The sequence below is a fragment of the Paenibacillus sp. J22FR21 genome (assembly GCF_056269135.1).
In genome coordinates, this window is sequence record NZ_JBWDNJ010000002.1 from 683,642 (window position 1) to 702,609 (window position 18,968).

19 protein-coding genes and 1 pseudogene are annotated in these 18,968 nt (G+C 52.0%); all 20 read left to right on the plus strand.

The features are described from left to right. The first annotated feature begins 72 nt into the window (after positions 1-72). Positions 73-402: a hypothetical protein gene (locus AC0YNS_RS08925; protein ID WP_475780636.1), complete on the plus strand. Its 330-nt coding sequence runs from the start codon at positions 73-75 to the stop codon at positions 400-402. A 216-nt stretch (positions 403-618) separates the two neighbouring features. Next, positions 619-1,635 carry an XdhC family protein gene (locus AC0YNS_RS08930; protein WP_475781007.1) on the plus strand — a complete coding sequence of 339 codons (1,017 nt, stop codon included), beginning with the start codon at positions 619-621 and terminating at the stop codon, positions 1,633-1,635. Continuing rightward, positions 1,632-2,270, plus strand: coding sequence for a nucleotidyltransferase family protein (locus AC0YNS_RS08935; protein ID WP_475780637.1), 639 nt, complete (start codon positions 1,632-1,634; stop codon positions 2,268-2,270). The genes AC0YNS_RS08930 and AC0YNS_RS08935 overlap by 4 nt, the downstream gene beginning before the upstream one ends. Positions 2,271-2,385: 115 nt before the next feature. Next, positions 2,386-3,567 carry a BMP family ABC transporter substrate-binding protein gene (locus AC0YNS_RS08940; RefSeq protein ID WP_475780638.1) on the plus strand — a complete coding sequence of 394 codons (1,182 nt, stop codon included), beginning with the start codon at positions 2,386-2,388 and terminating at the stop codon, positions 3,565-3,567. Positions 3,568-3,599: 32 nt separating this feature from the next. Then, complete coding sequence (locus AC0YNS_RS08945) at positions 3,600-5,147, plus strand: ABC transporter ATP-binding protein (RefSeq protein ID WP_475780639.1); 1,548 nt, start codon at positions 3,600-3,602, stop codon at positions 5,145-5,147. Next, positions 5,144-6,259, plus strand: coding sequence for an ABC transporter permease (locus AC0YNS_RS08950; RefSeq protein ID WP_475780640.1), 1,116 nt, complete (start codon positions 5,144-5,146; stop codon positions 6,257-6,259). Before AC0YNS_RS08945 ends, AC0YNS_RS08950 begins: the two co-directional genes overlap by 4 nt. An 18-nt stretch (positions 6,260-6,277) precedes the next feature. Next, positions 6,278-7,207 (plus strand): ABC transporter permease, encoded by a 930-nt coding sequence (locus tag AC0YNS_RS08955; protein ID WP_475780641.1) that lies wholly within the window; start codon positions 6,278-6,280, stop codon positions 7,205-7,207. Between the two features lie 36 nt (positions 7,208-7,243). Then, positions 7,244-8,158 carry an FAD binding domain-containing protein gene (locus tag AC0YNS_RS08960; protein WP_475780642.1) on the plus strand — a complete coding sequence of 305 codons (915 nt, stop codon included), beginning with the start codon at positions 7,244-7,246 and terminating at the stop codon, positions 8,156-8,158. Between the two features lie 2 nt (positions 8,159-8,160). Next, entirely contained in the window at positions 8,161-10,461 is a 2,301-nt protein-coding gene (gene pucD / locus AC0YNS_RS08965; RefSeq protein WP_475780643.1) for a xanthine dehydrogenase subunit D, read from the plus strand. Further along, on the plus strand, positions 10,458-10,967 hold the full coding sequence (locus AC0YNS_RS08970; RefSeq protein WP_475780644.1) for a (2Fe-2S)-binding protein: 510 nt from the start codon (positions 10,458-10,460) through the stop codon (positions 10,965-10,967). The genes pucD and AC0YNS_RS08970 overlap by 4 nt, the downstream gene beginning before the upstream one ends. After that, a complete protein-coding gene (locus tag AC0YNS_RS08975) occupies positions 10,964-11,449 on the plus strand; it encodes a nucleoside deaminase (protein ID WP_475780645.1) in 486 nt (161 codons plus the stop codon). The genes AC0YNS_RS08970 and AC0YNS_RS08975 overlap by 4 nt, the downstream gene beginning before the upstream one ends. Then, positions 11,446-11,946, plus strand: a complete 501-nt coding sequence (gene uraD, locus AC0YNS_RS08980) for a 2-oxo-4-hydroxy-4-carboxy-5-ureidoimidazoline decarboxylase (protein ID WP_475780646.1) — start codon at positions 11,446-11,448, stop codon at positions 11,944-11,946. The genes AC0YNS_RS08975 and uraD overlap by 4 nt, the downstream gene beginning before the upstream one ends. A gap of 23 nt (positions 11,947-11,969) precedes the next feature. Continuing rightward, complete coding sequence (pucL, locus tag AC0YNS_RS08985) at positions 11,970-12,980, plus strand: factor-independent urate hydroxylase (protein WP_475780647.1); 1,011 nt, start codon at positions 11,970-11,972, stop codon at positions 12,978-12,980. Further along, positions 12,977-13,321 carry a hydroxyisourate hydrolase gene (uraH, locus tag AC0YNS_RS08990; protein ID WP_475780648.1) on the plus strand — a complete coding sequence of 115 codons (345 nt, stop codon included), beginning with the start codon at positions 12,977-12,979 and terminating at the stop codon, positions 13,319-13,321. Before pucL ends, uraH begins: the two co-directional genes overlap by 4 nt. Before the next feature lie 77 nt (positions 13,322-13,398). Beyond that, positions 13,399-13,608, plus strand: coding sequence for a hypothetical protein (locus AC0YNS_RS08995; RefSeq protein WP_475780649.1), 210 nt, complete (start codon positions 13,399-13,401; stop codon positions 13,606-13,608). A gap of 337 nt (positions 13,609-13,945) precedes the next feature. Then, on the plus strand, positions 13,946-14,095 hold the full coding sequence (gene rpmG, locus AC0YNS_RS09000; RefSeq protein WP_090983819.1) for a 50S ribosomal protein L33: 150 nt from the start codon (positions 13,946-13,948) through the stop codon (positions 14,093-14,095). A gap of 144 nt (positions 14,096-14,239) precedes the next feature. Next, positions 14,240-15,157, plus strand: coding sequence for a CapA family protein (locus AC0YNS_RS09005; RefSeq protein WP_475780650.1), 918 nt, complete (start codon positions 14,240-14,242; stop codon positions 15,155-15,157). Between the two features lie 120 nt (positions 15,158-15,277). After that, a pseudogene (locus AC0YNS_RS09010) lies at positions 15,278-16,777 on the plus strand (DHA2 family efflux MFS transporter permease subunit); the annotation flags it as partial. 52 nt (positions 16,778-16,829) lie between these two features. Continuing rightward, entirely contained in the window at positions 16,830-17,687 is an 858-nt protein-coding gene (locus AC0YNS_RS09015; protein WP_475780651.1) for a LysR family transcriptional regulator, read from the plus strand. A gap of 175 nt (positions 17,688-17,862) precedes the next feature. Further along, positions 17,863-18,897 carry an NADH:flavin oxidoreductase/NADH oxidase gene (locus AC0YNS_RS09020; RefSeq protein ID WP_475780652.1) on the plus strand — a complete coding sequence of 345 codons (1,035 nt, stop codon included), beginning with the start codon at positions 17,863-17,865 and terminating at the stop codon, positions 18,895-18,897. The last annotated feature ends 71 nt before the right edge of the window (positions 18,898-18,968 follow it).

Genomic DNA, 18,968 nt, shown 5'->3' on the forward strand with positions numbered 1-18,968 from the left:
GAAATGACATAATCACGCCGATGAGGGGGCAATCTAAAGCGGAATAAGGATTCCGCACAGGAGGCTCACACGATGGAGATGCAAGGTCAATCGAACTTGAACAGTCAACAGCTTAGCTACGAGCAGTTCCAAGAGCAGATCAAGCAAAGACAGCAGCAAGAGCAGCTGCAGGCGCAGCAGGCGCTGCGCAATGCAGGGCTGGACCCGAAATCACAACAGGTTCAGCAGGTCGTTCAGGAGCTGTACAACATTGAGCGAGAGTTGAAGCTTGCCGAGAATCAGCTGCAAATGCAAATGGATGCGCAGAAACGTCAAATTCAGCTCATTCAACAGAAAATTCAGCAAGCGATGGCGCAAGTGAAGAGTTCGCTTGGTTCGCAGCCGAACCCTTATATGCAATAACAATCGAATAAGCCCATTAAAACCTTCTTGCTGCAACGTCTGGGACGTGCAGCGAGGAGGTTTTTTTAGCATATAATATGTAAATTAACATTACATTAAACACTTGAATAAATGGATCATGCATTCTATTATGTTATATAACATAACATTTAAGGCGCGGTGGTGTTTCCTTTCGTGAAACCTATATGTTAGGTTTAGGGGGTGGCGGCGGTGGATATGACTCCAATATTAGTCGAACTGGCAGATCATCGAATCGAAGAGTCGGCTGTTCTGGCCACGATTATTCGGGTGAGTGGTCATTCTTACCGCAAAGAAGGAGCGGCCATGCTGTTTCTCGCTAACGGCAGGAGGATCGGGAGTTTAAGTCCGGGCTGTCTGGAAGATGATCTGCATGCGAGGGTCGAGGATGTGCTGGTGAGTGGTTTGCCTGTCACGGTTAGTTACAATCTGAGATCCGATGAGGATGCGATATGGGGAGAAACCGTTGGCTGCGGCGGTGAAATAACGGTTCTGCTCGAGTCTGTGCATGACGGACTGCTGCGATTGCTCAGAGAAGCGGGACGTCGATTGCAGAAGGGGCAAACGATTGCATTCAGCAGACGGTGGGATGGCGTGCGATTTGAGTTCACGCTGGTTGATGATGATGCCGTTGTAATTGGCAGTGACTATATAGTAGTTCCCTTCGAGACGGATGCCTGGCAGCATGGACGGAGCATCGTCTGCACTTGGGAGCCGAAGCCGCGGCTTATTCTATTCGGGGATGGCCAAGATGCTGCGGCAATTGCCAAGGTAGCCGTAGGAATTGGTTTTCGCGTCGTCATCGCTGATTGGCGTGAACGCGATTATGAAGGTGAGCGCGGGAATAACACTAATCCTTGTATGGATGTGGCGTTTGTAATGGGGACTCCTCATGAGATAACAGATCAACTACAACTCGGAATCAAAGACTATCTGATCGTGTGCAGCCATCAAATGCGCCAAGATCGTGAGATGCTTAGTCGGTCAATTCCTCTAGGGCTGCGCTATATTGGACTTTTGGGTTCGAGTTCGAGGGCGGCGAAGCTGCTTGAAGGGTTAGATCGAAGTGCGAATTTGTATGCGCCAATGGGGCTGCCGATCCGTGCAGAAGGCCCGGAGGAAATTGCAATTAGTGTAGCGGCACAGTTGATTGAGGTACGTGCTTCTGCACGGCTTGCCGGCAAAAGAAGTGGAGAGGGGGCGAAACTAGGATGAAGATAGGCAGTATTTATCTCGCGGCAGGTTCGAGCAAACGGATGGGGGAGGCGAAGCTGTCGCTCGAATTAGCCTCTGGTATCACAATGGGAAGTCGAGGTTTACAGGAACTGCGCAGCTGCGGGTTTCACCCGCTGACGGTAGTTGTACGGCCGGATGATCCGCTCTTATGGCTCTATGACCGCAGAGAACGACTCGGTGTGCTGCCTAAATATCGCATAACGCCTTGTAAAGAAGCGCACGGCGGAATGTCGCATTCCATCCGAAGCGGAATTCAAGCGCTGCAGCCGGAGAATCCGGATGCCGTGTTAATTGCGCTTGCGGATCAACCGTTTGTTAACGCGACACTGCTTAAACGACTTGTTTCGGTGTTTCAAGAAGATCCGTCAGTAGATTACGTGGCCAGTGGATATGGGGATATAGCGGGTCCGCCGGTGATTTTCAACAAATCGATGTTCCCGCTGCTGTGCGAGCTAGAGGGGGACGCGGGAGCGAGGAAGCTGCTGAAATCGCCGGATTATCGGGGGAAAGTGGTTCGCTATGCGGCGGAATGGGCTTTCATTGATATTGATACGAAAGAACAGCTGGAGAAAGCGAAGTTGATTTGGTCTCAGATGCAGTTGAAAGCAAAGTGATGTGTAAGTTATGTTTATGTAATATAAGTTGACGTATTAGTGACACCGACTTATAGTGGAATTACGTCCCAGGCAGAACCTGGGATGAATATAGATAGGTTTGGGGAGGAACGGTATGAAACTTCGTAACCGGGCAATGACGTTTGGTTTGACTGCCATTCTTGCTTTTGTCATGGTGCTGACCGGCTGCAGCAGCAAGAACAACGAAGATAAGACATCAACCTCTACTAACGCGTCTAAGACAGAAGATTCGGATTCAAACACTTCGACAAGCGCGAACACGACAACTACGGAAACAGAAACTAAAGCTCCTCGTGTCGCGTTTGTTTACATCGGACCGCCGGGGGATGGCGGCTGGACGTTTCAACATGATCAAGGGCGTAAGTATATGGAGGAGCAGACAGGCATTAAAGCTGACACGGTAGAGAATGTACCGGAGAGTGCGGACGCGGAGCGAATCATTACGGAGCTGGCGCAGAATCACGATATTATCTTCACAACAAGCTTCGGTTACATGGATTACACCTTGAACGTGGCGAAGAAATTCCCGAAGGTCATCTTCGAACATACGGCTGGTTACAAAACAGCTGACAACATGGGTACTTATTTCGGTAAAAACTTCGAAGCCAGTTATCTGGCAGGCATTGCGGCGGGTAAAGTGACGAAGAAGAATCATCTCGGATATGTAGGCGCTTTTCCGATTCCGGAAGTTATTTATAATATCAACGCGTTTGCGTTAGGAGCTCTGAGCGTGAACCCGGACATTAAGGTCGATGTCGTATGGTCCAACACTTGGTTTGACCCGAATACGGAGCGCCAAGCAGCGATTAGTTTGCTGGACAAAGGTGCGGATGTATTGATGGCCTATCAAGATTCACCAGCTACCGTTCAAGCGGCGGCTGAACGCGGTGCGTTCGCAGGAGGCAACGACTCGGATATGAGCAAATATGCACCGGATGCGTATTTGACCAACCCCGTCTGGAACTGGGGTCCGTATTACACGAGTATCGTGAAAGCCGTACAGGACGGAACGTGGAAGAACGAACAATTTATGGGCTCGATGGCAGATGGGATGGTCGATCTCGCGCCGCTTGGGGCGAAGGTTCCGGATGACGTAAAGAAGCTGGTCGAGGAAGCGAAGGCGAAGGTTCTGGACGGATCGCTGCAAGTGTTTACCGGTCCGATTGTTGATGCAAGCGGAACAGAGAAGCTGAAAGCCGGCGAAACGATGAGCTTGGATACCATCCTGACCATGGACTGGTTCGTCAAAGGAGTCGAAGGTACGATTCCGAAGTAATTGTATCGTCAATCGTCGGGAGGCGGTTCAGCATGCAAGGAAGCTTCTCTGTTGAAATGCGAGGCATTGTGAAGCGCTTCGGAAGCGTGATCGCGAGCGACGAGGTGGACTTTCGGGCGAGCGCAGGCGAAATTCACGCGCTGCTAGGGGAAAACGGGGCTGGCAAGAGCACCCTGATGTGCATGCTCTCAGGTGTGTACCAGCCGACCGGCGGCGCCATCTATCTGCGCGGCGTGCAGGTGAAAATTCGTTCGCCGAAGGATGCCTTGAAGCAAGGTATCGGGATGGTTTTTCAGAACTTCCGACTTGTTCCGACATTGACGGCTGCCGAGAACATTGTGCTCGGCGAGCAATCCTCCATCTGGCGAGGTACCGGGTGGTTGAAGAAGAAGCAGGAAGAGATTGAAGCCATCGCGACAAGGTTTGGCCTCGCGATCCATGTCGATCGTCCGATCTGGCAGCTCTCCGTAGGTGAGCAGCAGCGCGTTGAAATTATGAAAACCTTATATCGCGGAGCGGATATCATCGTCTTGGATGAGCCGACATCCGTACTCACGCCGGGCGAGGCGGAGCTCCTCTTTCAGACGCTCGAAGCGATGAGGAAGGAAGGCAAGACCGTCATTATGACGACGCATAAGCTGGGTGAAGTGATGCAAGCCTCCGATCGAATCTCCGTCATGCGCAAAGGCAAGATGGTCGTCACGATGGAAACAAACGAAACGAATGAACGAGATTTAGCGAAGCTGATGGTTGGTAAAGCGATCAACGAAATGCCGCACAGCTCAGCCATGAATGTGCGCGGGGAGCTGCTGCTCTCCGCGCAAGAGCTTGAAGTGATAGCCGATCACGGCCGCGTGGCGTGCAAGGAGCTGACGCTTCAAGTACACGAAGGAGAAATCGTCGGTATCGCCGGAGTCGCAGGCAATGGACAGAAAGAACTGGCTGAAGTGCTGACGGGACTTCGCCATCCGACTCGAGGCTCTATCCGTATGGCAGGCAAGGATATGCGTTCCGCTTCCGTGAGAGACTTCATCGAGGCCGGTATTGCGCATATTCCCGAGAACAGGATGCGCAGCGGGTTGGCCGGAAGCTTGGGGGCTACGGATAATCTGTTATTGAAGTCCTATCGTTCCGGTAAACGGACGAGTCTTGGATTTCTGCGGATGAAACGCAATCTGGCTTGGTCGCAGCAGCTTATCGAGCAATTCGATGTAAGAACGCCTGATGTGGATACGCCCGTCAGTCAGCTCTCCGGCGGCAATCAGCAGAAGCTCCTATTCGCGCGTGAAATCCATCAGTCACCGAAGCTGATGATTGCCGTTCATCCGACACAAGGCTTGGATGTAGGGGCTGCAAGCAGTGTGCACCGGTTGTTGTTTCAGCTTCGCGATTCAGGTGGAAGTGTACTTCTGATCTCAGAGGACCTTGATGAGGTGCTTCGTCTGTCTGACCGTATTCTTGTCATAAGCCGAGGAGCCATTGTTGGGGAAATGAAGCGGGAGGAAGCTACGCGGGAGCGAATCGGTCTTTATATGGCAGGAGTCTCAGATGAGAGCGGTGAAGGGGAGGAAGTGATATGAACGACCATCCCGTTGCCGATCTTACAATGCCGCCGCAGGTTGAAGCAAAGCGCAGGTTTCCTCTCCGGCTCGTAGTGGAACCGGGAGGAGATTCCGTCCGGAATCCGTGGTGGATCGTCCTTTTTTCCATCCTTCTGGCACTGATCGTGTGCGGCATCTTCATTGCCATGAATGGGATGAACCCGCTCATCGTATATAAGAAGATGGTGACCGGTGCGTTTGGCACCTCGTATGGCCTATCGGAAACGCTTGTTAAAGCAATACCGCTCCTCCTATGCGGGATCGGCGTTTCCATCGCTTATCGGATCTCCTTCTGGAACATTGGAGCAGAAGGGCAGTTTGCTACAGGAGCTATTGCGGCAACTGCAGTCACGGTTTATTTTCCGACATTGCCAATGTACGTCTCTATCCCTTTAATGGCCCTGTTCGGCATACTTGCCGGTGGAATATGGGGCTTACTCACGGCTCTGCCGCGCATTTACTTTCGTGTCAACGAGCTGATTACCTCATTGATGCTGAATTATGTTGCTCTGCTTGCACTGGATTACGTGGTATTCGGCCCTTGGCGTGATCCGGAAGGCTTCAACTTCCCCGGCACACCAATGTTCACCGCCGCACAGACATTGCCCGTATTCGGCAGCACACGACTCCATGCCGGACTCATTATCGGACTTATCGCAGTGGCGCTGTACGCCATTACCATTCGGTATACGAAATGGGGGTATGAGCTTCGAGTGATCGGTGCAAACCCGGAAGCGGCCAGAAATGCGGGAATTCCGCTGAGCAAACATATCTTGCTTGTCATGCTGATTAGCGGCGGCTTAGCCGGCATTGCCGGGATGAGCGAGGTGTCAGGCGTTACGCATCGACTGATGTACGGAATCTCACCGGGATACGGGTATACAGCGATTATCGTGGCATGGCTCGCTAAGCTGAACCCGCTCGGCTTGGTGGTATCGTCCGTATTATTCGGCGGGTTGATCGTCGGCGGCTACAGCGTTCAAACCATCGGCCTGCCATCATCGATTTCGAATATGCTGCAAGGCGCAATCTTGTTTTTTCTCATAGCGGGGGGCTTCATTGGCCGATTGCGGCTGCGACGAAACGTGTAACGGGGGAGTGCCATGCCTATGGATACCATCATACAGCTGATACAGGTCGCCATTTCCTCCGGTACGCCGCTCTTGATTGCAGCGCTTGGAGGAATTCTGATTGAACGCTCCGGCATCATTCAGTTAGGAGCGGAAGGATTGATGCTGCTCGGCGCTGTGATGGCAGGGCTGACCTATTTGCATACCGCAAATCTGGCACTCACCATGCTGGCCGTCATCGGAATTAGCGCTATTCTTGGTTTGCTGCATGCGGCTTTTACGATTTCGCTGCGAACGAACCAAATCGTGACCGGGCTTGCGCTGACGTTATTCGGTTCAGGACTAAGTGCTTATCTGGGCAAAGGAATCAGCGGTATTCCCATTGCTCATGCCGTCCCTGTGATTCGGTTGACTTGGCTTATGCAAATGCCGGTGATCGGTGATCTGTTTGCCCGCTTGGATTTGGTTACATGGCTTAGTTTCCTGCTTGTTATCGCGATGCATGTGTATATCTATCGAACCTCTTGGGGGTTGCATCTGCGCGCGATGGGCGACAGTCCGGCGACAGCGGATGTGATGGGGATCCGAGTCTATGCATTCCGCTACGGTTGTGTGATTGCGGGCTCGATGCTGATCGGGATTGCCGGCGCCGACCTGCTGCTTGTGTATACCCCGACCTGGACGGAGGGGATGACGGCCGGACGAGGCTGGATCGCCGTTGCGCTCATTATCTTTGCCAGATGGAACCCTATTCGTGCGTTATTCTGCGCGTATTTCTTCGGCTTGCTTAGTACAATCGGCTTTAGACTGCAGCTCATTGGCGTTGAAATCCCCTCTTATTTTCTGAAAATGATCCCGTATCTCGTCACCATTCTCGTTCTTATGGCTTTGGGCTGGCGTAACCGCAACAAACCGTCCGGTGCGCCTGAAGCGCTCGGCATACCTTATTATCGGGAACAACGATTCTGATTCGATTGTTCGTTTGGGTAAGGAGGTGATCGAACGATGAGCATTACCGACAATGAGGGCTCCCAAGACGGTCCTTCGGTCTGGCATCCGATAGACGCGGTGGAAGCTTGGCGATTGAAGCAGAGCTATGGCGATGAAGCGACGTATATCTCCGGCGGCACTTGGCTCTCCGCGCAGTGGGAGAATGGAGCAGCCAAACCGCGGCATCTGATTGATCTAAGCTGTATCCCCGGGATGAAAGGGATCACCGTCAGCTCGAAGGAAACCACAATCGGCGCGTTAACCGCTCTAACGACGCTTCGGCGAGACCCGTTTCTAGGCGAGCATTACAAGAGCATCGTCCATGCAGTGACCGGCATTGCCGCGCCATCGATCCGGAATGCGGCAACAATCGGGGGAAATATCGCTTGCAGGACAGGAGATATCCTCCCGGCGCTAATGATCAGTGAAGCTGAGCTGCTCTGGCATGATGGACGTAGTGTGCAGCGTGAACCGCTTATCCAGTGGCTCGAGCGTGTAAGCGAAGGGACTTCGCCGCAGGGCCGTATATTGACGCAGGTGAAGCTGCAGCTGCCGGATACGAACCCGCTTGTGCGGAGAATGGAAGTCTATCAGAAGATTGGCAGACGCGAGGCGTTTACTCCATCCGTCGTAACGGCAGCTTATACCAGCGACATCGATATTACTAGCGGGGAGATCGGCCGAATCCGGATCGCCGTTGGCGGGGGACAGACCGTTCCGCATCGTCTGTACGGCGCAGAGAAGCTGCTGCTCAATGCCCTGATGAGCCCCGAGCTGATGGATAAGCTGTATGAGCAAGTTGTGCTGGAGGCGCAGCCCAAAGGCGATGCATTCGTATCCGCGGCGTATCGTAAACGAACGGCTGCCGGGCTTATCTCAGCGTTAATGTGGCAGCAATGGCAGAGCGCAGGAATGATGGGAGGGCGATGAACATGCTGCTTAACCGAAGCTCCGGCAAGGAGCGGTGGCGAGTCAGGCCTGACGGTCCTGGCAAAGTGACAGGCAAGCTTGCATATCTCACGGATCGGACAGCGCCGGGCATGCTGTTTGGACGCGTGCTTCGCAGCCCTTATCCGCATGCGCGTATTCTAGCCATTCGTACGGATCATGCAAAGGAGCTGCCTGGCGTGCATGCCGTGCTGACGCATGCGGATATCCCGGGTTTGAATGGGTACGGCATTGCGATTCAAGATCAACCTGTCTTGTGCTGGGATAGAGTCCGCTATGTCGGCGATGCGGTTGCTTGTGTTGCGGCTGAGTCTGCGCTGCTTGCAGAACAGGCTTTGGCTTTGATCGAGGTCGACTATGAAGAGCTGCCGATTATGGACAGTCCTTCGAAGGCGATGGCGGCAGATGCGGTGAAGCTGCACCCGAAGGGGAATATTTTGCATCAAACCGAGTTTGCTTGCGGAGATATCGGGGAAGGCTTCGCGAGCTGCGTTCACATCGTGGAGGAGACCTACATTTCGCCGCGTCAGATGCATACGTACATGGAAACCGAAGGCGGCTTATTCGTTCCGGAAGCGGATGGACGGTTGACGGTTCATTCCCCGACCCAGCATGGGTTTATGGATCGCTTGCAGCTCTCGCGCATTACGGCGCTGCCGGAGGCGGCCATCCGCATCTTGTCCAGTCCGATCGGCGGTTCCTTCGGCGGCAAGGATGAGCTGAACGTTCAGCCCTATGGCGCTTTGCTTGCACTTAAGACGAATCGGCCGATTAAAATTCACAATTCGAGGCAAGAGTCAGTCAGAGCCGGACTTAAACGGCATCCGATGACGATTACGATGAAAACAGGCATTGATGGGAATGGCAGCATCTTGGCTCATCAAGTATCAATAACTGCGGATACCGGGCCTTATGCGACGCTTGGGGCGGAAGTGCTTCATTTTGCAACCGAGCATGTGATTGGGCCTTACCGATATGGAGCACTCGATGTTCAAAGTGTCTCCGTTTACACCAACAATGGGATGTCCGGCGAGTTTCGCGGATTTGGCGGCAATCAGGCGATATTTGCGCTGGAAGGTCAGATGGATCGTCTGGCGGAAGCGTGCGGGATGGAGCCTTGGGCATTCCGGCTGCACAATTTGCGTAAACCGGATGATCCGGGACCGTTCGGTCATCCGATCGCACCAACAAACGGTGCCAGACAGGTATGGGATGCGGTAGCGACTTCACCATTGTGGCAGGAAAAGCAACGGGTGCAGCGGCTTACTCCGTCGGAACCATGGCTTCATGCCGGCATCGGAGCGGCGTTCATCATGCATGGGGCAGGGCTTGGAGCCGGCATACCCGACCCAGCAGGCGGCAGGCTGGTGCTCACCGGAGATGGTGTTATTGAAGCGCAATTCGGCTACGAAGAATGCGGGCAAGGGCTGCTAGCTTCCCTTGAGTTGATGCTGATGGAACAGTTCGGCTTTGCGGCGACAGATCTGCGCCTCATTATAGGCGACACGGATGCGGTACCGAACAGCGGCTCGACGACCGCCTCCAGAGCGACAACGATGATGTGGAAATCGCTGCAGCAGCTGCGGTCTCCTTTTATAAGTGAACTTCTCGGCGCAGCGGCTGAACTATTATCTCTTTCCGAGGATGGGCTGCGCGTTGGCGAAGGTGGTATCTGGAGCAAAGGCGAAGCGGGCGAAGGTAGCGGTATTCTATTGCTGAGTTACAAAGCGCTGGCGGATGGCGCGGTCGGACGGGAAATTCGCGCCGAGACGAAGTTTGCGTTCCCTGTCACGACTTTTCCACGGTCAGGAGCCCATTATCTGTACACATTTGCTGCGGTGGTCGTGAAGGTGGAGGTTAATACGCTGACAGGCTGTGTTCACGTACTAGAGCAATACCATGCTGTAGCAGCCGGTCCGGTCGTGAATCCGCAAGGATATCTGGGGCAAATCGAAGGCGGCAGCATCATGGCGCTCGGTTACGCGTTGACTGAAGAAGCGCTCATGCACGAAGGTCGTTATTTGACGACTAACCTCGATAACTATTTCATTCCGACGATCAAGGATGCTAACGGAATTGTTCATGTCGAAGCGATCGAGGAGCTGCCTGAAGGCGATGATTACGGTCCGCGAGGAGTCGGGGAAATCGGTTCGGTTGGCGTCGCGCCTGCAATACTGGCAGCCGTGAATGATGCAACCGGAAAGCGATTGAATAAGCTGCCAATCGATCCATTGGAACTGCTGGAGCGGCCGACTTTCACGGTGAAGGCGGTGATGGACCTATGAAAAATGAATCCGAGCTTCAGCAGTGGTCCTCGCCTTCTCCGTTAAGCTGCACCGTTAATGGCGAAGAAATACAGTTGAACGTACCCGAGTGTAAACGATTGTTGGCTATTCTTCGAGAAGACTTAGAGCTCTCCGGTACGAAAATATCCTGCGAAATCGGGCGCTGCGGCGCATGCATGGTGATGGTGGACGGCAAAGCGGTCAACGCCTGCCTGACGATGGCGTACCAATGCAGCGGGAAGGCAATTACGACGATAGAAGGTATTGCCGATCGCGAAGGGCTGCATCCTGTCCAGCAAGCTTTTCTCGATGAAGGCGGCTATCAATGCGGGTACTGCACGCCAGGCATGATAGTTTCGGTAACCGCATTGCTGCTGGAACAGCCGAACCCGACGCTTGAAGAGGTCGAGGAGGCGCTGTCCGGCAACTTATGCCGGTGTACGGGCTATGGGGGAATTATCCGTGCGGTGCACCGGGTGATTGAACAAGGGAGGGATCAGCCATGAATGAGAAGGAACGGCATTTGTATTATTTGCGCAAAAGCATTGAGGTGTCCAAGCAGGCCTTGGCTTCGGGCAATACGCCGTTTGGCGCGATCTTGGTCGATCCGTCCGGCACGATTGTTCTGGAGCAGGGCAATGTGGAGGTGACGACAGGCAGCTGTGCCGGTCATGCGGAGACGACGCTCATGGTGAACGCCTCTCGAACATTTTCCAAGCGGCAGCTCTGGCAGTTCACGCTTTACACTTCCGTTGAGCCCTGTGCCATGTGCGCAGGTGCGATCTATTGGGGGAACGTGGGGACGGTCGTATATGGCATGTCGGAGAAAAGACTGATGGAGCTGACCGGAGAAGATGAACGGAATTTAACGTTGAATTTGCCCTGCAGAGACGTGTTTGCCTGCGGTCGCAAGCCGATCGAAGTCATGGGACCATTTCCGGAAATCGATGCGGAGACGGCTGCCGTACATGCGGGGTACTGGACATGAGCATAAGTTTATGGCAGCTGAATACGCTCAGTAAAGAGATGTTTGTGGGTCAAATCGGAGGTGTGTTTGAGCACTCGCCTTGGATTGCGGAGAAGGCTTGGGAAGCAAGGCCTTTTCATTCCGTGAATGAGCTGCATGAAGCGATGCTGGCCGTAGTGCGGCAAGCGCCCGAAGATCAGGTGACGGAGCTGCTTCGCGCGCATCCGGATTTGGCAACTCGAATGACGATGACATCTTACTCCTCTTCCGAGCAGCAAGGGGCAGGACTAAATGAGCTGTCTCCGGACGAGTATAAGCGATTTGCGCAGCTTAATGCGGCTTACACCACGCAATTCGGGTTTCCTTTCATCATGGCGGTACGCGGAAGAACGAAAGCCGATTTATTAGCGGCCATGCAAGAGAGGCTGCAGCATTCTGTCGTACAGGAGCGCAGACAAGCACTGCTCGAAATTCAGCGGATCACCCAGCTGCGTCTAATTGATTTAATCGAAGAATAAGTCTTGAGGTGAAAGGATGATGCATGATGAAGCTTCGTGATGGACGGACGCTTTATTATGGCAAAGGCGATGTGTTGACCTATCGAACCTATGCGGCTCCGCTTGTTGTAGCGCCGATTCCGGAATCACCTTATTGTGGCGAATCCAATATTATTTTTGCGCATAATGTGACGTTCTCCGTCAGCAGCGAGGTGCTGTTGAGCTCGTTTAGCGAAGGGGACAATACGCAGGTTGTGGCTACCGACTCGATGAAGAATTTCATACTCCGACATGCTGCTGTTTATGACGGTTGTACGACCGAAGGCTTCTTAGCCTTTGTAGCAGAAGCCTTCCTCGCTCAATACCCGCACGTTACGGATATTGAAATTGCTGCGGATCGCATTCCCTTTCAGACCATTCAGGTTGGCGGAAGTGGAGATGCTGGATTTAACGAGAGTGAATTGGTGTTTCGTCGATCTCATAACGAGCATTCACATGCTTCTCTGAAGATGAACTGTGAGGCTGATGCACGAGCGGTCATTGTCGATCATTCCAGCGGTATAGCGGATTTGCAGCTTATCAAAGTGAGCGGAAGCTCGTTCTACGGATTCATTCGTGATGAATATACGACGTTGCCCGAGAGCTATGATCGGCCTTTATTTATTTTCTTGAATCTACATTGGCGATATTCGAAGGTTACGGATGCGTTGGACGGGAATGGTCGTGCGTATGTAGCAGCGGAGCAAGTCCGTGATTTGGCTCAATATGCGTTCCACTCGATCCAGTCTCCATCTATTCAATATCTAGTCTGTCAAATAGGCTTACAGCTGTTAACGAGGTTCCCGCAATTGGAGGAGGTTAGCTTCGAATCCAACAACCGCACATGGGAAACGATCGTCGATCGTGATCCGGTTACTGGAGCAGGTGTGTATACGGAGCCGAGGCCTCCATTTGGGTTCCAAGGGTTCTCGCTGAGCAGAGCGGATTTGGAGCGTGAGGATTTTCTGAAGGCGCTGGCTGCTAATCCTTCAGCGAAGTCGGTTTCGTCGCCATGATGGGACAATTAACCACGCATGTACTGGACATGTCGCAGGGAAAGCCGGCAGCCGGGATGAACATTCAACTATGGGTTCATTCCTCGCTTGGCAAACCGCCGCAGTTGATCAAAGAGGTTCAAACGAATGCCGATGGACGTGTGGATGCGCCGTTGTTAGGCCGAGGCGAATTGCACATAGGCGAGTATGAACTCATATTCGATGTTGGGGGCTATTTCGGCGGGGACATACGGTTTCTGACTCTTGTTCCTGTTCGCTTCCTCGTCGAGGATTCGAGCTCCAACTATCATATTCCGTTGCTAGTCGCTCCAGGCGGTTACAGCACATATAGAGGAAGTTAAACTGGCAGGATTTTGCAAAATGGCTTGCGCGATGGTAGAGTGTAGAGTACCTACATACGTGCAAGGAGTGAGCATCGATGACAGATCATCAGGCGGTCCAAGTCCATCCCTTCTACAAACATGCTGAAGAGGCGTTCAAGCTGCTTCCGGAAGCAACGGAGAGTTTAGCGAAGCTGAGAACGGCGTTTGAAGCCGCGAACGAAGAGTTTCTGGCGATTGAGCTTAAACATATGCTGGCGAGGCTGGAAGAGCTGCGTGTCTTGTTCGCAGATGGTCCGACAGGTTAGATGGTAGAGAAAGAGCTAAGCGGCTTGTTGCGCTTGGCTCTTTTTGTTAGTGGTCAGCCTGAGACCAGCGAGGGCTTGCCGGCAATTTGCTTACGAGAAATTATTGTAACGAACCGTACAGGTCTTATTTGATTGGAAAATAGAGATTTGAAATTCTAACGAATCCTACAGGTCTTATTTGGCCATAAACTCAAGTGTTTCTAACTTTTTCTCCCGAATAAGACCTCTACGTTTCGTTAGAGCAGCCAGAGGAATGACGAGCAGTAAATCGTCAACTTGTGATTGTCACCCAGACACCTTCATTCATAACTTATGGATAAAGGAAGGTGATGAGAGCATGCGCGTCATTATTACGATGGCATGTACGGAATGCGGGACACGCAACTACATGACGACCAAGAGCAAGAAAAACAATCCGCAGCGACTCGAGCTTCGCAAGTATTGCCCGACGCATAAGAAGGTAACGCTGCATAGAGAAACCAGATAGACAGCAGACGATCCGCGGTTTCATGAACTGCGGATTTTTTCTGCCCGATTCCGTATCTAGGAAGTATCTAGGATTGCCCAACTTGCAAGCGGATCGCTTGTCCGTCGAATAAGGTGGTGTAACGCGAGAGGAGTGGGTGAATGAATGAGAATCACAATTGCGGCTGTCGGGGATTTGCTGATGAAGAGGAAGATGATCGCCTCGGCCCAGCGAGAAGGCGGATTCGCACCGATCTTTGCCAAAGTGAAGCCCTATCTGCGGAATTCCCATTTCACGATAGGTAATTTGGAGACGACCTTCTCCGGTCCCAGCTTCCGCTCCGAGCGTGGAAAACTGTTGTTCAGCTCCCCGGACAAATTTGCGGCTACCCTGCGAAGCTTGGGCTTCAATGTCTTAGGCACAGCCAACAACCATTGTATGGACGGGAAAGTCTCCGGTTTGAAGCGGACATTAAACATCCTCGATCGTAACGGGCTGCGACATACGGGGACGAATCGCTCAGCCTCAGAATCACGCAAGAAACTGATTGTTCATGTGAAGGGAATTCGCATCGGCATTCTGGCGTATACCAAAGGAACGAATGGGATATCCGTGCCTCAGACGTGGATGGTCAACCGGTTAAACCGGAACAAAATGATTGCGGACGTGCGCAGTTTGAAGCGTAGAACGGATTTAATCATCGTCTGCCTCCATTTTGGCAAAGAATTTCGAGCTTACCCCGACCGCGGACAAATCCGGCTCATGCAGCTGTTATTTCGAAATGGTGTACATGTCGTGTTGGGCGCGCATCCTCATGTGCTGCATCCGATAAAGATGTTTAAGATGAAGGATCGCGATGGACAAATACGAAACCGGGTTGCTGCATCGTCACTCGGTAACTTCGTATCCACCGAACTCCCCCAGCACAAAGCCAGGCTGAGAGGCGCAATCCTGCTGTTAACCATAACGAAAAATGCGAAAGGCGTGACAGATGTGGTGAGGATGTCACGTGTGAGAACGCGAATTATACAGCAGGTTGGGAAAAATAACGTTTATCGAGTGGTGCCGGGGAGTCAGGAATAGGGGAACATGGTAATCCGTCAATAATCGTGCAGCAATTGGCAGATACAATTGCGGTCTTCATCAATTATTACTGCGGGTCGCGGGAGAACCTAATCAGCAGTAGTAAAGAAGGAGAGGACGCACATGTCTGCACGAACACAATCGGGACCAGTACCGAATAAAGATGACGACTTCTCATTTAAAGCCATTCTTCCGCCGCTTATGGCTATTATCGTAGGGATGATCATGGTCATACTCGACAGCACGGTCGTCAATAATGCCATTCCGCATCTGGTGGATTATTTCGATACCGATCTGAAGACGATTCAGTGGACAGTTACAGGATATACGCTTGCTTTGTCCGCTGTCATTCCGCTTGCCGGTTGGCTGACAGATAAATTCGGCTCCAAGCAGATCTTTCTGCTGACGATTACGTTATTCACGATTGGTTCGCTCTTATGCGGAATTGCGCAAAGCCCGGAACAACTGATCATTTACCGTGTTATTCAAGGGCTGGGGGGAGGTATGGTATCTCCGATTGGGATGGCGATGGTGTTCAAGCTTGCGCCTCCGGAACGACGCGGTTCAATTATGGGCGTATTAGGCATTCCGATGCTGATGGCGCCGGCTTTTGGCCCAGTCTTGTCCGGATGGTTGGTGGATTCGGTCAGCTGGCATTGGATCTTTATTATCAATTTGCCAATAGGCATCATTGCATTCATCCTCGGAGTGAAATACTTGCCTAAGTCTGATCGTCATCAAGCACCGCATCTGGACGTTATCGGCATGTTCCTTGCTCCGATCGCGTTTACGATGCTTGCCTTTGGTGTGAGTGAAGGAGGAACAAGCTGGTCTTCAACGGCTACGATTACGGGACTGACAGTCGGCGGAGCTGCATTGATCGCCTTTATATTCGTGGAGCTGAGACAGGAGCAGCCGCTGCTGGAATTGAAAGTGTTCAAATCTTCGGACTTTACCCGCGGTATCATCTTAACTTGGATTGTACAGCTGGCGTTGTTTGGTGCTATGTTGATTGTCCCGCTTTACCTGCAAAGCGTGAAACATTATACAGCACTTGAAACCGGCTGGATTCTGATGCCGCAAGCGCTTTGCGCAGGCATCGGCATGCCGATCAGCGGACGGCTGTTTGATAAAATCGGGGCCAGACCGCTTGCTTTCTGCGGTTTGACCGTAGTATCCTGCGCATTGTTTATTTTATCCGGCGTTTCGGTAGACACCAGCCTGTGGCTTATTATCGTATCCATCTGCATGATGGGACTCGGAATGGGCTTCTCCATGATGCCGCTGAATACCCATGTTCTGAACTCGGCACCACGTCGATTGGTCAGCCGTGTAACGCCGCTTACAACAGCCGCGCAGCAAGTTGTCGTCTCGTTCGCGGTTGCTGGCCTTACCGGGTATCTGACTTCGCAAATTACTTCCCACGCAGCAGGCGGGGCGGAAGATGCAAATCCCCTGTCCGCGGTGGTGGCGGGTTATGGAGATACTTTCTTTCTCTCCGCATGTATTGCATCCGCAGGTGTTGTCCTTTCGCTGATCCTTCGGAAGCCTAGATTGAAGGAAGAAGATAAAGTAAGCACCGGAGACGAAGCGGATGCGGCAATGATGATGGGTCACTAGCCGTACTTCCGCTATGTTGATCGGGAGTAACCCAAAGTTATGAGGGATGAAGATGAGGATCGAATGGTTGGAGGCCTTCCAGCAGACGGCGGAAACGAAGAGCTTGACGAAGGCCAGCGAAGGCTTACATATCAGTCAGCCGGCTTTAAGCAAGCAAATTCGCAATTTGGAGGATGAATTAGGGGCACAATTATTGCTGCGTTCAACCGTCGGCGTAACGTTAACGGCAGCCGGCCAGATTTTGCTTGAACGAAGCAAACGTATCCTTAATGAAGTGAACGCCTTGCGACGCGAGATTGCGCTTAGTCAAGACGAAGGGAAGGTCGTCCTCACAATTGGTTCGTGGCCGAGTATCGCGACGATTTACTTGCCCGGTCGAATAGCAGGCAATCAACAGGCACAAACAAAATTGGAGATTAAGGTACGGGTGTTTTATAGTTTTCATGACCTGTTAACCAATGTGGAAAATGGAACGATCGATGCCGCTTTTTTTGATGACAGAGGTGTTAAGCACTCCTTCAACACGACGCCAGTGTTTACGGAGCGGTTCTTCTTGTTTGTTCATGTCAACCACCCGCTATATGGCAACAAAGAAGAAGTGCTGTTTGATGAGATTCAGAATGAATCGTTTGTGATGCTGCCGGAAGGCTGCGATGTCAGGATGTTAGTCGAGAAGGAATTTACGCAAAGAGGGAAAGAGCTGAATATCGCAATCGAGATCGAACTGGGACAAAGCGTCCTTGGTTTCGTGCACGCCAACCTGGGGATTGCCATTTTACCTGAAATCTTCATTATTCAGAAGAAGGATACGAAAAAAGCCGTTCCGATTTCGGACTTTGGAACGACGCGTCAAATCTCAGTCATTACACGCGAAGAATCCGTCAGCAGACAGCTGTTAGATTTCATATAGTCGCATACGTCATAACGATTGGTTATGTCAGACCTAACATAAACGAAGTACAATTGACCATTTTGTAATGGTACGATTGTGTAGCTTTATCGTCGTCTTTCTCACATTCCTATTAAGTAAATCAACGCCACTTCTGCCGAGAAGCAGTTGAGGGTATAAAGGAGCATGCGGAACCATGTACAATTTGTTTAATGATTTTCATATCAAAGGCATGGCACTGAAAAATCGAGTCGTCATGCCTCCGATGTGCCAATATGCCGTCCGAAATAATGATGGTATCGCCACGGAATGGCATTACGTGCACTATGTAAGCCGGGCGATCGGCGGAGCGGGGCTTGTTATTATCAAAATGACCGATATCGAGCCGGACGGCCGCATCACGGATTTCGATTTAGGCTTGTGGTCCGACGAGCAAATCGGTCCGCTCAAACGCATTGTTGACGCATGTCATGAATACGGTGCGAAAGTAGGCATCCAAATCGCTCACGCCGGACGTAAAGCCGAGCATGCGGAAGTTCCCGTCGCTCCATCGGCAATTCCCTTCGACGAGAAATCCAAAACGCCGAGGGCATTGACGACGGATGAAACAAAGACAATGATAGATAAATTCTGTTTGACCGCCGAACGAGCGATCAAAGCCGGCGTAGACACCATCGAGATTCACGGTGCTCACGGCTATCTGATTCACCAATTCCAATCCGCCTTCACGAATAAACGTACCGATGAGTACGGCAAGGATTTGACGCTGTTCGGTTGCGAAGTCATCCATGCAGTCAAAAGTGTAATGCCGGAGACTATGCCGCTTATCATGCGCGATTCGGCCAGAGAATACGTGGATGGCGGCTATGGCCTTGATGAAAGCATTGCATTCTCTAAAGCGTACCGCGACGCCGGCGTGGATATGTTCCATGTGAGCTCCGGAGGCGAAGGACCTATTCTTGCGCATGGCAGACCGGGAACGCATGTTGCTTACCAAGTACCGATGGCCAGAGCGATCAAGAATGCCTTGGATGTGCCGGTTATCGCCGTCGGCAGACTGGACGAGCCATCGCTCGCTAACTCTGTCATCGGCAATGAAGACGCGGATCTCGTAGCTGTCGGAAGAGGCATGCTGCGAAATCCATACTGGACGCTTGAGGCAGCTGCCGTTCTTGGCAAAGAAACGTCGATCCCCGGTGTATATGGCATGGGTTTTAAAGGTTTAAAATAAGTTACTGAAGATACAGGATGCAACCGAGCCTGCATAATCTACCAGCACGAGATAGTGATATGTCTCGCGCC